The organism is Shuttleworthella sp. MSX8B, from assembly GCF_000524295.1.
GTDB classification, from domain to species: Bacteria; Bacillota; Clostridia; order Lachnospirales; family Lachnospiraceae; genus Shuttleworthia; species Shuttleworthia satelles.
Genome location: NZ_JAQT01000032.1, coordinates 1 through 14,603, shown reverse-complemented (window position 1 = coordinate 14,603; position 14,603 = coordinate 1). Strand labels below are relative to the sequence as shown.

The 14,603-nt window shown below is 53.5% G+C and carries 10 protein-coding genes; all 10 read left to right on the top strand.

The window, feature by feature from the left end:
* Window positions 1-91: 91 nt before the first annotated feature.
* The 10 genes from HMPREF1508_RS07435 to HMPREF1508_RS07385 all read left to right on the top strand — a co-directional run bounded on the left by HMPREF1508_RS07435 (window position 92) and on the right by HMPREF1508_RS07385 (window position 14,258).
* Window positions 92-1,450 (top strand): hypothetical protein, encoded by a 1,359-nt coding sequence (locus HMPREF1508_RS07435; protein WP_044960919.1) that lies wholly within the window; start codon window positions 92-94, stop codon window positions 1,448-1,450.
* Window positions 1,451-1,575: 125 nt separating this feature from the next.
* Window positions 1,576-2,799 (top strand): UTP--glucose-1-phosphate uridylyltransferase, encoded by a 1,224-nt coding sequence (locus HMPREF1508_RS07430; protein WP_044960917.1) that lies wholly within the window; start codon window positions 1,576-1,578, stop codon window positions 2,797-2,799.
* Between the two features lie 42 nt (window positions 2,800-2,841).
* Window positions 2,842-3,780 (top strand): glycosyltransferase family 2 protein, encoded by a 939-nt coding sequence (locus tag HMPREF1508_RS07425; protein WP_044960915.1) that lies wholly within the window; start codon window positions 2,842-2,844, stop codon window positions 3,778-3,780.
* Between the two features lie 67 nt (window positions 3,781-3,847).
* Entirely contained in the window at window positions 3,848-4,882 is a 1,035-nt protein-coding gene (locus HMPREF1508_RS07420) for a glycosyltransferase family 2 protein (RefSeq protein ID WP_044960911.1), read from the top strand.
* A 45-nt stretch (window positions 4,883-4,927) separates the two neighbouring features.
* Complete coding sequence (locus tag HMPREF1508_RS07415; RefSeq protein WP_044960909.1) at window positions 4,928-6,736, top strand: glycosyltransferase; 1,809 nt, start codon at window positions 4,928-4,930, stop codon at window positions 6,734-6,736.
* A gap of 13 nt (window positions 6,737-6,749) precedes the next feature.
* Window positions 6,750-7,838, top strand: coding sequence for an LCP family protein (locus HMPREF1508_RS07410; protein ID WP_044960907.1), 1,089 nt, complete (start codon window positions 6,750-6,752; stop codon window positions 7,836-7,838).
* On the top strand, window positions 7,838-8,353 hold the full coding sequence (locus HMPREF1508_RS07405; RefSeq protein ID WP_044960905.1) for a GtrA family protein: 516 nt from the start codon (window positions 7,838-7,840) through the stop codon (window positions 8,351-8,353). The genes HMPREF1508_RS07410 and HMPREF1508_RS07405 overlap by 1 nt, the downstream gene beginning before the upstream one ends.
* Window positions 8,354-8,379: 26 nt before the next feature.
* Window positions 8,380-10,350, top strand: coding sequence for a DUF6020 family protein (locus HMPREF1508_RS07400; protein WP_198015611.1), 1,971 nt, complete (start codon window positions 8,380-8,382; stop codon window positions 10,348-10,350).
* Between the two features lie 354 nt (window positions 10,351-10,704).
* A complete protein-coding gene (locus HMPREF1508_RS07395; RefSeq protein ID WP_156923205.1) occupies window positions 10,705-11,982 on the top strand; it encodes an acyltransferase family protein in 1,278 nt (425 codons plus the stop codon).
* Window positions 11,983-12,803: 821 nt separating this feature from the next.
* Window positions 12,804-14,258, top strand: a complete 1,455-nt coding sequence (locus tag HMPREF1508_RS07385; protein ID WP_049906935.1) for a S1C family serine protease — start codon at window positions 12,804-12,806, stop codon at window positions 14,256-14,258.
* The last annotated feature ends 345 nt before the right edge of the window (window positions 14,259-14,603 follow it).

Below are 14,603 nucleotides of genomic sequence, written 5' to 3'. Positions count from 1 at the left end.
GTCATGAACAGGATTCGTCAGGCCGCATAGCTTGATATGCTCCCGGGATCTCTTTGCTGTATGGGGGCGGACGGAAGGAAGGTGACGATCTATGCGAGAAAATCAAAGTCGAAATGGCCGGGCCATCAGCTTGACTGCCATCTTTCGAGAATATTGCATTCACTGGAAAGCTCTGGTCTTGGTCTGTCTTGCCCTGGGAAGCGCCCTGACACTGACGGACTACCAGAAGCGGATGGAGAGCTATGAGGTTCAGGCGGCCAAGGCAGGGAGAGTTCAGAAGTCAGACCTGGAAGCCCGTCTCTCTGACACGGAGAAGGGAGATGTCATGCGGGCGCTGGACTTAAATACCCACCTGCAGGACCGGATTAACTACCAGAGACAGAATCTGATCAATCAGTTGGATCCCTATCACGAGGAGTATCTGGAAATTCACTATTTGATCGGGGCCAGGACCAGCTCCGCCCGGTTGATCAGCTATTTGCAGTCCGAGGATTTCAAGAGCCGACTGGCTGTCCAGCTCTTCGCCCAGGTCTATCCAAAGTCGGATTCCCGCTATGTGCAGGAACTGATCGATGTCAGCACGGGCCCTTTCGATGAGCTGGGCGAAGTAGGACTTACCATCGGGGTGAAGCTGACGGACGAGTCCCTTCGGCAGACGATCGTGGCGGCGGTGGACACCTACATGGAGAAGACCTATCAGCTGAAGCACACAGAAGAGACGGAGACCATCCGGGTCGATCAGGATCTGGCCAGAACGCAGGTGGAGGGCGAGGCCTTCCTCCTTCAGATGACCCAGCAGTCCCAGGAGCTTCGGGCCCGCCTGTCTGATGATCAGACCAAGCTCTATCAGATGTATGTGGAGAATCGGCAGGATATTGTCACAAAGGAACCTGACAAGCCCCGGGCAGATGTCCGACAGTTCGTCATCGGCCTCCTCCTGGGGGCGGTTGCCGACCTGACCCTGCTTTGCGTCTATCTCATGTTCTCGCAGACCCTGCGGGAGCCGGAGGAGCTGCAGGAGATATGGAATCTGTCCCTTTTGGGCAAGAACATGCAGAGAGAGGCCCACGGTATCCGAAAGCTCTTTTTCTCCAGGGCCGCCTACCGGTATTTCCAGGGAAAGTACGCGAAGGAACAGGAGGCTATGGAGGACGCGGTTCGGCAGATCTGCTGCTCCTGCAATCTGCGCGGAATTGACCGTCTGGAACTGGTTCCGGTCGGCAGAACCATTGAGAAGGAAAACCGGAAGCTCCTGGAACTCCTGTCCAAGAAAGGGATTCATATGATCATTCGCGACGTGGAGAGAGGAAAGATCGAATCTTCGGAGGGGAGCGCGGTACTTATCTCTGTCGCCGGTCGGGGGGCCCGCTACATGGAAATTGACCGGACTCTGGCGGACCTGGAAGCGGCGGGAGCGGATGTGATCGGAGCCTTTTATGCGGAGGCTTAGCAGCACATTCGCGACACTTTGGCGGGGAGGCCTGGGATCTGGCTCAAATAGACAGTGCAGGCCGGGTGTGATAGAATTTTCAAAGAATATCGGGCCATTGTGGCCCATAGCCCAAGGAGGGGTATATGACTTACGAAGAGGCAAGCAGACTTCTCGCCGTGAAGGGGCAGGAACATGTTCTGGCGGGATTTGACGCCCTGAGCGGGCAGGAACAGGAGACTTTGCTCACGCAGATCGCCCAGGTCGACTGGGATGTCGTGTCTATGGCCGGCAGGGAAGAGAAGCAGGAGCTGGGACAGATCAGTCAGCTGCCCGCCGTCGATATCGATGAGATTGAGATCAGAAAGAGTGAGTTCACGGAGGCCGGTCTCGCCGCCATCCGTCAGGGTAAGGTCGGGGCGGTTCTCCTGGCCGGGGGCATGGGAACCCGTCTCGGCCTGGATAAGCCCAAGGGGGAGCTTGACGTCGGGATCAACAGGCCCCTCTACCTCTTTCAGAGACTGATTATGAATCTGCAGGAGGTGACTGAGATGGCGGGGACAAGCCTGCCCCTCTATGTGATGACCTCTGAGAAAAACGACGCGGAGACCCGTCGCTTTTTCGCTGAGAATCGCTATTTCGGCTATCCCGAGGAAGACGTCCGCTTCTATGTTCAGGAGATGGCGGCAGCAGTCGACTACCAGGGCAAGCTGCTCAAGGAGGCCCCGGGCCGCCTGGCGACTTCGCCCAATGGCAACGGGGGCTGGTTTTCCTCTCTGGCTAAGGCCGGTCTAACCGAAGACCTGCACCGGCGGGGAGTCGAGTGGCTCAACGTCTTCGCGGTTGACAATGTCCTGCAGCGCATTGCGGATCCGGCCTTTATCGGAGCCACGATCCTGAGCGGCAAGAACTCCGGGTCCAAGGTGGTGCGCAAGGTGGATCCCTATGAGAAGATGGGGGTGATCTGCGCGGAGGATGGGGTTCCGGCTGTCGTTGAGTACTATGAGCTGACGCCTGAGATGGCGGAGGCAAGAGACGAGAAGGGCAATCTCAAATATGCCTTCGGCGTCATTCTCAACTATCTCTTCTCCGTCTCCAAGCTGGAGGAGGTAATGGCAAAAAGTATGCCTGTGCACGTGGTCGAGAAGAAGATTCCCTACATTGACGCGGAGGGCAACTATCACAAGCCGGACAAGCCCAATGGATACAAGTTCGAGACCCTGGCGGTTGATTTGGTTGCCATGATGGAGAACACCCTGCCCTACGAGGTGATCAGAGACAGGGAGTTCGCGCCGATCAAGAACCTTCACGGCGTGGATTCTCTCGACTCCGCGAGGGAACTCCTGGAGAAAAACGGGGTGGAACTCTGAGGATCAGGCTGGATTACGGCCGGCGCGCATAAGGAGCATCAAATGGATCAGATTGCAGTACTCATTCCCTGCTATAACGAGAGCAAGACCATCGGCAAGGTTGTCGAAGACTTCAAGAGGGTTTTGCCTCAGGCAGTGATCTATGTCTATGACAATAATTCCAAGGACGGCACCGATGAAATCGCCAGGAAGGCCGGCGCTCTTGTCCGCTACGAATACCAGCAGGGCAAGGGAAATGTCATCCGCCGTATGTTTCGCGATATTGACGCGGAGTGTTATATCATGGTGGACGGGGACGACACCTATCCTGCCGAGGCGGCGGGGGAGATGGCGGATAAGGTTCTGAACCGCAATGCCGATATGGTGGTGGGAGACCGTCTTTCCTCCACCTATTTTGAAGAGAATAAGAGGCCCTTTCACAATTTCGGGAACTCCATTGTGAGAAGCTCTATTAACAGGCTCTTTCACACCAATATCAAGGATATCATGACGGGATACCGGGCCTTCTCCTATCAGTTTGTCAAGACCTTCCCCGTCTTGTCCAAGGGCTTTGAGATTGAGACCGAGATGTCGATTCACGCCTCCGATAAGAATATGTTTGTCGAGAATGTGGTCATTGACTACCGTGACCGCCCGGAGGGATCCGAGTCGAAGCTCAATACCTACAGTGACGGGATCAAGGTCATAATGACTATTGCCAGGCTCTTTCAGACCTACAAACCCCTGGCCTTCTTCTCCATCATCGGACTCATTCTCTTTATCCTGGGGATCGGCTTTATGATCCCTGTCTTCGGGGCCTTCTTGAGAACCGGTACGGTCGCCAAGCTGCCGACTCTGATCGTGTCCGGCTTCGCGGTGATCGCCGCGGTTATTTCTTTTTTCTCCGGCCTGATCCTTCAGACCATCGCCAGGAAGAACCGCCAGGATTTTGAGATGCAGCTGATTCGCACCAGGGACCAGTATGAGAGCGTCCGCGGCTGATGGCCGGACGACAGGACGCGGGTACCCGATGGAGACGATACTGAAAGGGGAGAGGAGAGCAGAGCGCATGGAAGAGAAGATCCTTTCTTTGATTATCCCAAGCTACAACGCGGAGCGCTTTCTTCGCAGGGGATTGGACTCCTTTCTGATCTCAGATGGGGCCAGAAGACATCTGGAGGTCTGGGTCATCAGCGACGGATCAAGCGACCGGACGGATGAGATCGCCAAATCCTATGCTGTCCAGTACCCGGATGTCTTTCACTTCTTCCGCAAGGAGAACGGGGGACACGGGTCCGCGATTAACGCGGGCGTTAAGCTGATATCGGGCAAGTATTTCAAGGTGATCGACGCAGATGACTGGGTGGATCAAAAGGGGCTGGAGACCCTTATCCATGATCTGGCGGACTGCGACAGCGACGTTGTGATCAGCAATTATCAGGAATATGACATCGGAAGGGACAGGTATACGCCCCGCAGAACGGAGCTGTCAGATGATCGCAGGACCTATCAGCTGGCGGAAATCATGGAAGAGTGGGACAAGGTGCACGCCTGCATGACCTTCTGGGGGATTACTTATCGGACGGATTTCTACTTAAAGCAGAACTATCAGCTTCTGGAGGGGGTCTTTTATGAGGATCAGGAGTATGCCACGATTCCTTTGAGTCGGGCTGAGAGCATCTCTTTCTCGGAGGCCTTTGTCTATGTCTATCGGTTGGGCGATGTCAATCAGTCTGTCTCCGGCGCCAACCAGGTCAAAAGGATCGGGCATCTGGCCAAGGTGATCAAGGCCCTGCAGGCTTTTGAGAGCCAGGCCGAGCAGCTGCCGGCCGGCGGCTTCGATTACTGGAAGAAGAAGACCAGCATGGTGATCGTCAGCTTCTATCAGATCACCCTTCTTGTCAACCGCAACCGGGTCCAGGGAGAGAAGCAGGCAGACCAGCTGAACCGCTGGCTGGAAAAGACCAGTCCCACGCTTCTTGCGGCTGTCCGGAAGAAATATCAAATCTTTATGCTCTTTCACAGAATACATATGTCAGAGGCTGCCTACAAGCTTCTGGTACCGCCGGTTCTTCGCGTCCTGCGCAGGATGAAAGTCTGGTAGGAAACAGCTATAATAGCTGAGGCTGATGTGCTTTAGGAGGAAATAATGGAACAGTTATTGCAGAATATCATTTTCCCGCAGAGTTCAGCTCTGGAGGGGAACTATGAGCTCTTCTACCTGGGCGGCCGCGGGATCTATGACATGGAGCAGAAAAAGCTGCGTCTCGCGGACACAAGCGTGACGGATTTCTGCAGCTACATGAATTCTTTCTCGCTGATCAAGTGGAAGGAGTACACTGCGGTCGGTCCCGTGCGTCTGGTGCTTGAGCTGTCCGGGCGGGGACAGGTGGAGCTGGTCGGCTATCACCTGAATATCCACAGTCCGGTTCGCCAGACCTTTGGGGTATACGACTTTGATTTCGCGGATGAGCAGGAGCTGGACATTCCTTTTCCGGAGAACGGGGAGATGGTCATCGGATTTGAAATCCGCGCCCTCTCTGATGTGACGGTGTACGGCGGCGCCTGGTACGGCTCCTATGAGGAGGGACAGAGAAGGGATGTCGTCCTCTCTATTGCGACGACCACCATGAAGAAGGAGGATTTTATCACCCGCAACATGGCCGCTCTGAAAGAGGATATCCTGGACGCGGATGACGATATGAAGGAGAATTTTTACATCCATGTCGTTGACAACGGGCGGACGCTGGACGCAAAGGCCATGAACTCCTGGCATCTGACTGTGCACCCCAATAAGAATACCGGGGGATCCGGGGGTTATGCCAGAGGCATGATCGAGTCCTTGGAGCAGGATCCTCCCGCGACCCATGTCCTGCTGATGGATGACGATGTCACCATTCAGCCGGAGAGCGTCAGAAGGACCTATCATCTGCTCTCCTATCTGAGGGACGAATACAAGGACTCCTTTATCAGCGGGGCCATGCTGCTCTATGAGGAGATGCAATTCCAGCATGAGGATGTCGGCGCCATCCGCGACGCCTGCACCTTGACTTCCCTGAAGGGACTCTTTGATATGACCGAGAAGAGGAGTCTCTTGAAGAATGAGGAGGAGGGCTGCGGTTACGGTCACCGCTATGCCGGCTGGTGGTACTGCTGCATCCCCGCGCATATGATCCGGGAGAAGGGCCTGCCCCTGCCGCTCTTTATCCGCTTCGACGATGTGGAGTTCGGCCTGCGCTGCAAGCCGAAATTCGTCACGATGAATGGGATTTGTATCTGGCACATGGGATTTGCCGGCAAGTACAATCTGGCCATGGACCGCTATCAGATGTGCAGAAATCCCCTGGTTGTCGACGCGGTCGGCTCTATGCCGAGCACGGTCAACGCGCCCGATTATGTCCGCAAGGCCTTCCGGTCGGAACTCCTCAAGTTCAACTACAATGCCGCGGAACTGATTCTGCGGGCCTTCAAGGACTTCCTCAGGGGGCCGGACTTCTTCCAGATCGATCAGGGAGAGAAGATCATCAAGGAAAATGTTCAGAAGAACGAGAAGTATCAGCCCATGAACAACTGGCCTGATATCGAAGTCAATTTCGTGGAAATCTATGAGGACTTTGACCGAAAGCCCCTGGAGACGCTTTGGTACCGGATCACCTATAACGGACAGAGACTCTGGCCCTTCGGGACTCTGAAGAAGGGGATGATTCCCGTCTTCTTCTCCGACGTCTATCAGCCGGGCCGCTATGTGGGTCACGACGCGATGCTCGCTGTCAATGTCGACAACAGGACCGCTGTCGAGCGCCATATGGACAAGAACCGCTATCGCGCGCTCAAGAGGGAGTGGGATCAGGCCTATCGCTACTACAGGAGAAACCGCAGTTCGATTGTCAAATCCTACCAGGATGCAAAGCCCTATCTGGTTTCGACGGAGTTCTGGAAGAAGTATCTTGAAATATAATTGAGGTGAGAACATGGCAAAGCCCCGGAGAGATCCCATGGACTGGATCAAGACCAGACGAAGAAAACGAAAGGCGCTCCTGATTCTGGAGATCATCTTCTTTCTGCTTCTTCTGGTTGGTTCTTATATTTTTTCGCGTGCCGGTCTGATCAAGTACAAGGAGATCAAGACGGAGAAGAACGAGGTCAGCGAGCATGTCAAGCAGGCCATGTCCGGATATACCAACATCGCCCTCTTTGGCGTCGACAACCGGACGGTCGGCAACTATGAGACGGGCAACTCAGATGCCATCCTGATTGCCTCGATCAACAATTCCACGAAGGAAGTCCGCCTGATTTCTGTCTACCGGGACACCTATCTGGACGTCAACGGGCAGTTCCTCTTTCGCAAGTGTAATTACGCCTACAACCACGGGGGGGTCACCTCCGCGGTCAATATGCTAAACCGCAATCTCGACCTGGAGATCAATGACTATGCGACTGTCGATTTCTATGCCCTGGCCGATGCGGTGGACGCGGTCGGAGGGATTGACGTCAATATCGACAACAAGCTCATGGCCCAGGAGATCAATGAACTGCAGATCGAGATCTTCAACGTGACCGGCAAGAGAGCAGATGACCTGGGGGTTGGACAGCAGCACGTCAACGGGGCCCAGGCCTTAGCCTATGCCCGTGTCCGTCACCTGGAGGGCGGAGACTATGCCAGGGCCATGCGTCAGCGCGAGGTGGTCTCCAAGATGATTGCCAAGGCCAAGACGATGAATGTCACCCAGTTGGATCATCTGATCACTTCCGTCTTCCCTCATATTGATACATCCCTGTCCCTTCCGGACATGATCTCCATGGCGACAGCGATGAAGGAGTACAATCTGGTCGACACCAGCAGTTTCCCCAAGGATTTCGCGGAGAGAAATCTTCCCAATGGGATCGGTTGGGTTGAAATTCCGACGACATTGGAAGCAAATGTCAAGAAGCTGCATGAGTATCTCTTCCAGGATCAGGACTACACTCCCTCTGCGACGGTGTCCAAGATCTCCAAGCAGATCTCAAAGGTGACCGGGACGACAGAGAAGAGCACGCAGAGCCAGGATAATCAGTATTGATGGAAGATTCGAAGCAGGAAATCTTTGACAGGGCAGTTCGGCGAATGACCTCCTATCGGCCGCTCCGCTGGTTTGCCCCGGTCTATGAGGGGCATCGGCAGTTCTGGCTCTATGCCCTTTTCGGGCTGGGGACCATTCTGCTCAGCATCAATCTCTATCTGATTTTGACAGAGAAGATGGGGATGTCGGTCGTCCTTGCCAATTCTATCTCCTGGATTTTTGCGACGGCATTCGCCTTTTTGACCAACCGTCGCTGGGTTTTCATCAACCACAAATGCGGGGTAGGGGCCTTCTTTCACCAGATGGCCTCATTTTTCATGGGACGATTTCTGACTTTGATCTTAGAGGACTGGCTCCTCTACTTCCTGGTGGATCGTCTCAAGCTGTCCAATACCCTGATGAAGTACCTGGCCCAGCTGCTGATTATCGCAAGCAACTATTTCATCTCAAAGCTTCTGGTCTTCCGCAGGCGGCGCGCTCTTAGGGAGCTGATCCAGGAGAAAATAGGTCGCTGAGAAAAGAAAGTGTTGCAGAAAGAACTGTGGCAGAAGGGACTGCGACAGAAGAGGAACAGGAGGAAGCCATGAATATCGACAGTTCGATCCGGCTTAAGATCAACGTAAAACGCGCCGCGGGGGCGTTAGTCAAGGGGATTTTAATCGCGATCGCGTTTTCGACCCGGTATGTCACGCCAAACCTGGGCTGGTTCGGCCAGACCAGCCATCTGGTCGACGGTCTGACGAGGCTTCAGTTCTGGCTCAATGGTTATGGCCCTCTTCCCGCCTTTCTCGCGATCAGCGCGGCCCTTGTCATCTATTGGATGCGGGAGGTTGGATTTCGCTCTGCGTGGAAGAATCACAGGGGGCTGATGCTGATGTCCCTTTTCTTTGGCCTGGTCAATGTCATGGGAATGTGCGTCTCCTATACCGGAACGCTTCCGACCGGCCTGGGACTCTTCTTTACCATATACTGCATTCTTCCAGTCGTCGGCTGGGCACTGGCTTTTCAGGTAGCTGGAAGACTGCTCTATCTGTTCCTGGATATTTTGAGCGGCAGAAGGGATCTGAAGATTCGCTGGTCCCATCAGATGCCTGGATTCCTGCGGAAGCTTTGGAGCCTTTACCGCCGACATATTTTTGGCTTTTCTTTTATCCTGATTCTCCTGGGATGGCTGCCATGGATGCTGATCTACTATCCGGGAAGCCTGGATAATGATGTGGCCTATCAGCTGGATACGGTTCTCGGAATCCTGCCCAAGTCCAATCATCATCCCTGGCTGGCCAACACCATTCTTGTTTTCTTCTTCAGAGTAGGAAGACGGCTTGTCTCTGAGAACTTTGGCATTTTTCTCTTTGTCGCGGTTCGAAATCTGGCCATGGCCCTGATGTATGCCGCCGGCATCCGCTGGCTGGATCGTCAGCTGCTGCGCCCCAAGCTTTCGCTGGCGGCAACCCTCTTTTATGGATTTCTTCCGGTATGGGGGGCCTACAGCAAGCATGCCTTTAAGGATACGCTGGGGATCGGTCTCTTTGCTTTCTTTGTCTTTCTGACCTTGATAGCGGTGGACGAGCTCGGACGGGGGAAGCTCTGCTATCGCACCGCTGTGCTGCTGGGTCTCTTCGGCGCTCTGGCCTCCCTGATTCGCAATAACTTCATCTTCTGTGTCCTTCCGACACTGCTGGTGATAGGGGTGATTCTGATCGTACGACAAAAGGCGTGGCGGCAGGCTGTGGTCATGTTGCTTTGCGTCAGCAGCTTCTTTGCCTACAGCCAGTACATCTACCGGGTAGAAGGCGTTGCGAAGTCAGAGGGGGGAGAGGTCCTGTCTGTTTTCCTGCAGATGGAGGCCAGGACGATCATCAATCACAGGGATCAATTGACGGATGAGGAGAGAAACTGGATCGATAGCTTCATGGATCCCTCAGTCTATGAAAAGGGAACCTATAATCCTATCCTCTCTGATCCGGTCAAGGATCGCGTCCGCTGGCATCAGCCCGGATCCAAAGAGGCTTTTGTAAAACTCTGGTTTGCCCTGGGACGAAAGTATCCGATGGAGTACCTTGCCGCCTATGTGGGTCAGTCCAGCGGCTACTATTCCTTCACTCCCCGATTGGCGGTAGACGCGGGCAATATGAACGCCAACCTCACCATCTTCGGATGGATTGGAGCGGACTATCCCTTTCAGGGGATTTATGACATCCATTACCTGAAGCACACAGAGCTTTTGCGCAATGTTCTGGATCGCTATGCCAGAGCGGCGGACCAGCTGCCCCTGATCGCCATCTTAGATCAGCTGGCATTTTACACCTGGTTTTACATTCTCTTTTTGGGATACCTGCTCAAGAAGAAGATGTGGCTGCAGCTCATTCCCCTGATTCCAATTGCCCTTTTGGTGATGACCTGCACGATCTCGCCGGTCAACGATTGTTTCCGCTACATGTCGGGTGCCGTTGCCGCGGCGCCGCTGGTGCTGGCCCTCTTAGGGGGACAAGGCAGAGAGAAAAGGAGCTGAGGATTCCCACAGCAGAGAGTATCTGGAGACTTTCGCGAGATGGGGACAGATTCAAAGAGAATAGGACATATTTTTGACAGAGAGCGGGCTTTGATCTCGCTCTTTTAATTTTTAAAAATCGCATAAAAATAGCGGAAATGATCAATAAAAAATGTGCAATATTCTAAAAATGGGGGGGCAAAATAAAACAGGTATGGAGTAAGGGAAGTGGAGTGAAAATGAAAAGATGTGTAGCGATGTTTTTTGCGTCTGCATGCTGCATTGCGGCCTGCTGGATGTTTTCCGGGCAGGCGCGCAGCCGGGCAGACGTCAGATTATCAGGCCCAGGCCGCTCTCAATCGGACAGGATGGAATTTGCCCGCCGCTTTTAATTATGCCATGGTAGAACATTACGCGCAGCGGCCTTATCACTGGAGTTTCTCTTATTACGCGAATGACGGATTTGACCATAAGCGCAGAGAGGGAAACTGTTACACGATGGCATCTATGTTTTTGGCTATGGCCAGACAAATGGGCTATGAGGCCCGTCAGGTCGACGGAGGCGTTCCTCTTCGCCGCGGCGGCGTCAATGACCACTCCTGGGTTGAGATCAATGTCAATGGGACCTGGTATATCTGTGATCCTGATTTTCAACAGGAGACAGGGCACAATGGGTATATGCTGCATCTGACCTATCAGGTTGACCTGGCATACCAAAAGGATCTGCCAGCCAATACCCTCTGGCTGTCCCAGTCTGTCGCCTACTGCATGAATTGGGCTGTTCCGGTCTTTCTTATGGTTACCGGAAGTTTGCTTTTGAATCCCAGGAAAGAACTTCTCTTGGAGAAACTTTGGAAGAAATACATCCTTCGAATGATTTGGGCCCTGATCATCAGCATCAGCGTGTTTCGCGTCGCCGATGGGATTTTTGACAGGGAGAGTATTTCTGCGGCCTGGATTGGGGATATTTTGATCCAGTTTTTGACCAATGGCAGCTGGACGCATTTATGGTACCTGTATCTCATGGTGGGACTCTATGCCATGATGCCTTTTTATAAGAAAATTGCAGGATATGCTTCCGATCAGGAGTATCGCTATTTGCTTCTTCTGTATCTTGTTTTTGTCTCCGGTCTTCCTCTCTTAAAGGTGATAGGGATTCAGGCCGCGTTCTACCTGCCTGACCAGCTGATCTATCCCTTTTATCTCTTCTTTGGATATGGACTTGTGTCCGGGAAGATTCGATGTAAGAAGAGGCTGGCATTCTGGACTCTGATTGCGTCCTGGCTGGCTATGATTTTTGCAGCTTACCTGCGTTTTGCCTGCGGAAAGAAGAATTTGAGTCCGCTTTTGGACTATAGTTCGCTGATCGTAGTACTTATGGCCTGTTCCTCATTTGTTCTTCTGCATGATCTGCGTCTGAAAAAGACCTCGTTCGCCGCCAGGATTCTTCTTGCCCTGGACCGGACTTCTTTTGGAATTTATCTTTTTCATATGGTCTTTATTATGATTTTTCTGAGAGGGTTTGCTTATAATCCATATGCCTCGCCCTGGGGCGGTGTGTTTATCCTGGGACTTTGGCTTGCGATCAGTATGCTGAGTTATCTCCTGGTAACTCTATTGCAGAAAATTCCCGGTTTGAAGAAGGTCTTCTAGGGGAATTGCAGCCCCTGTGGCATGCGCCCCAATCAAATCTCAAAAGCGAGAGCTTATCCGCGGAAATCCCTGGGATAAGCTTTTTTTGCGTTGCACGCATTTTTGGAATGGCGGATGAGAGACGGAACCCTGTTGAAATAACCCCGGGAAAGAGTAAGAAAATATTTATTTTCCTGACAGGAAAGATTATTGTTACTTATCTTTTTAGACACAAAAAGGACACAAACGATTCGTAAGATGAATGTCATGAAGAAAGACAGAGAAAACGAGGATGAGGAGTTAGGACATGAGCGATTATAAGAGAGAAGATGAGGAGCTCAGAACAGACTGGATCGGCTCTGATGGCCAGGCGCCTGTGTCAGCGCATGAGGAGGACAGCAGTGCGTCAGTGCCGGCGGGAGAGGAGGCGCCGATTCACGAGACTTTTGATCCGCAGTCTGTTGACCCGCAGTCTGTTGATTCGGAGGCGTCCTCTTTTGGACAGGAGGATTTGCAGGCAGGGCAGGTAGAGACAGACGGAACAGGTGTCGAAGGGGCTCAGGAGTCTTATGAGGGTCAGGTTGATATCGAATCGCGGCAGGAGCCTTATGAGAGTCAGGCCGATATGGGGTCTCAGCAGGAATCTTACGGTAGTCAAGCCGATATGGGGTCTCAGCAGGGATCTAACGAGGGCCAGGCCGATATGGGGTCTCAGCAGGGATCTAACGAGGGCCAGGCCGATATGGGGTCTCAGCAGGAATCTTACGGCAGTCAGGCCGATATCGGATTACAGCAGGAGTATNNTGGGGTCTCAGCAGGGATCTAACGAGGGCCAGGCCGATATGGGGTCTCAGCAGGAATCTTACGGCAGTCAGGCCGATATCGGATTACAGCAGGAGTATGACGAGCAGCCCCGGTATAACTGGCAGCAGGGGCAGGGAAGCTACCGGAGCAGAGAGGCAGACAGGCAGACAGAAGACAGCTACCGCGGGCCCTCCTTTTCCGGAGGCACCGAGGGGATCGGCGCCCGCAATATGCATGCCAGGAGCAAGAAAGAGGGCTTTTGGAGGCGGCTGGTCGCAGCCGCCGTGGTCTTTGGCCTGGTGGCCAGCCTGGTATTCTCCGGGACCAATTATCTGACAGGCAAAATCAGCGGCAAGACGCGGACGGCAGCCAGTGTCAATTCCTCTTCCGGGCCCCTGTCACAGACAGTGGTGACGGATGGAGGAACGACGGACGTAGCTACGATTGCCGCTAATGTCATGCCGGCCATTGTCCAGGTGACCAATGTGTCCATTGAGCAGTATCGGAGCATCTTTGGCCAGAGCCAGAACAAGGAGTCCACCTCCGCCGGCTCGGGGATCATCGTCTCTCAGGATGACGCCTATACCTATATCGCGACCAATAATCACGTCGTCGCCAACAGCAGTGAGCTGACGATTACATTCGTGGACGGCAAAACGGCAGCCGCTCAGGTGGTTGGAGTGGATGCCCAGCACGATCTGGCGGTGGTCAAGGTCAAGACCTCTGACATGGATTCTTCTACTGTGTCCGCGATTAAGATAGCGACACTCGGGGATTCTGATTCTGTCAAGGTCGGTCAGGCCGCCATTGTCATCGGCAATGCCCTCGGCTACGGCCAGTCTGTGACGACAGGGGTCATTTCGGCCAAGGAGAGAGAGGTTACCCTAAAGGACGACTCCGGGAACACGATCAGCAATAAGCTGATCCAGACGGACGCGGCAGTCAATCCTGGCAACTCCGGCGGCGCTCTCTTAAACAGCAACGGCCAGGTTATCGGCATTGTGTCCGCCAAGTACTCCGATACTTCCGTTGAGGGAATGGGCTATGCCATCCCGATCTCTCAGGCCAAGACCATCATCGATGACCTGATGCAAAATGGAAGCACGACCAGCAGCGACTCGTCTAAGGGATCCAATTCCGGAAATTCATCCGGCAACAGCTCAGGGGATTCATCCGCCGGCAGTCTTCCCTCCGGAAGCACTTATCTTGGGATCGCCGGGGCTGACATCAGCTCCAGCCAGGCGTCTCAGTACAATGTACCCGCGGGCATTTATATCTCCAGGGTGAGCGAGGGAAGTCCTGCCCAGCAGGCCGGACTCGCCAAGGGAGACATCATTACCGGGGTGGATGACAGCAGCATAGGGAGTATGCAGGATCTTAAGAGCCTGATCAGCGGCAAAAAGGCCGGCGACCAGATCAAGATTCGCTATGCATCCCGCGCGGACAACTATAAGAGCAAGACGGTGACAGTGACTCTGGCGACGATGCAGTAGATGAGCAGCACGCGCAGGGTCAACTGACAGCGAAAAAGACAGAAGATCAAGAGATCAAGAGAAGTCCCGATACATGTCCGGCAAAACCGCCGCGTGTGTCAGGACTTCTTTTTGCCGCACGGAACCATACCAAGGTATTTTTGGAGTTATAGGACAAAATGTGTTGATGAAAACCCCTACAAGCCCTTGTAAATAAAGGGCTTGTAGGGGTTCAATCTTTTTTCAGGGAACTTTGAGGGTGGACAAAACGTGTTGATATAAAGTGCCTCAAACCCTTGTGTATGGTGTGCATCCCGTCAAGTAGACAATTGAAAAACAAAAAAGTTTTCCTGTCCGGCATTAATG

Bases quoted from the DNA above. Each gene is read 5' to 3' on its own strand.
- HMPREF1508_RS07425 (WP_044960915.1), top strand. From the start codon at position 2,842: ATGGATCAGATTGCAGTACTCATTCCCTGCTATAACGAGAGCAAGACC.
- HMPREF1508_RS07415 (WP_044960909.1), top strand. From the start codon at position 4,928: ATGGAACAGTTATTGCAGAATATCATTTTCCCGCAGAGTTCAGCTCTG.
- HMPREF1508_RS07410 (WP_044960907.1), top strand. From the start codon at position 6,750: ATGGCAAAGCCCCGGAGAGATCCCATGGACTGGATCAAGACCAGACGA.
- HMPREF1508_RS07405 (WP_044960905.1), top strand. From the start codon at position 7,838: ATGGAAGATTCGAAGCAGGAAATCTTTGACAGGGCAGTTCGGCGAATG.
- HMPREF1508_RS07430 (WP_044960917.1), top strand. From the start codon at position 1,576: ATGACTTACGAAGAGGCAAGCAGACTTCTCGCCGTGAAGGGGCAGGAA.
- HMPREF1508_RS07385 (WP_049906935.1), top strand. From the start codon at position 12,804: ATGGGGTCTCAGCAGGAATCTTACGGCAGTCAGGCCGATATCGGATTA.
- HMPREF1508_RS07420 (WP_044960911.1), top strand. From the start codon at position 3,848: ATGGAAGAGAAGATCCTTTCTTTGATTATCCCAAGCTACAACGCGGAG.
- HMPREF1508_RS07435 (WP_044960919.1), top strand. From the start codon at position 92: ATGCGAGAAAATCAAAGTCGAAATGGCCGGGCCATCAGCTTGACTGCC.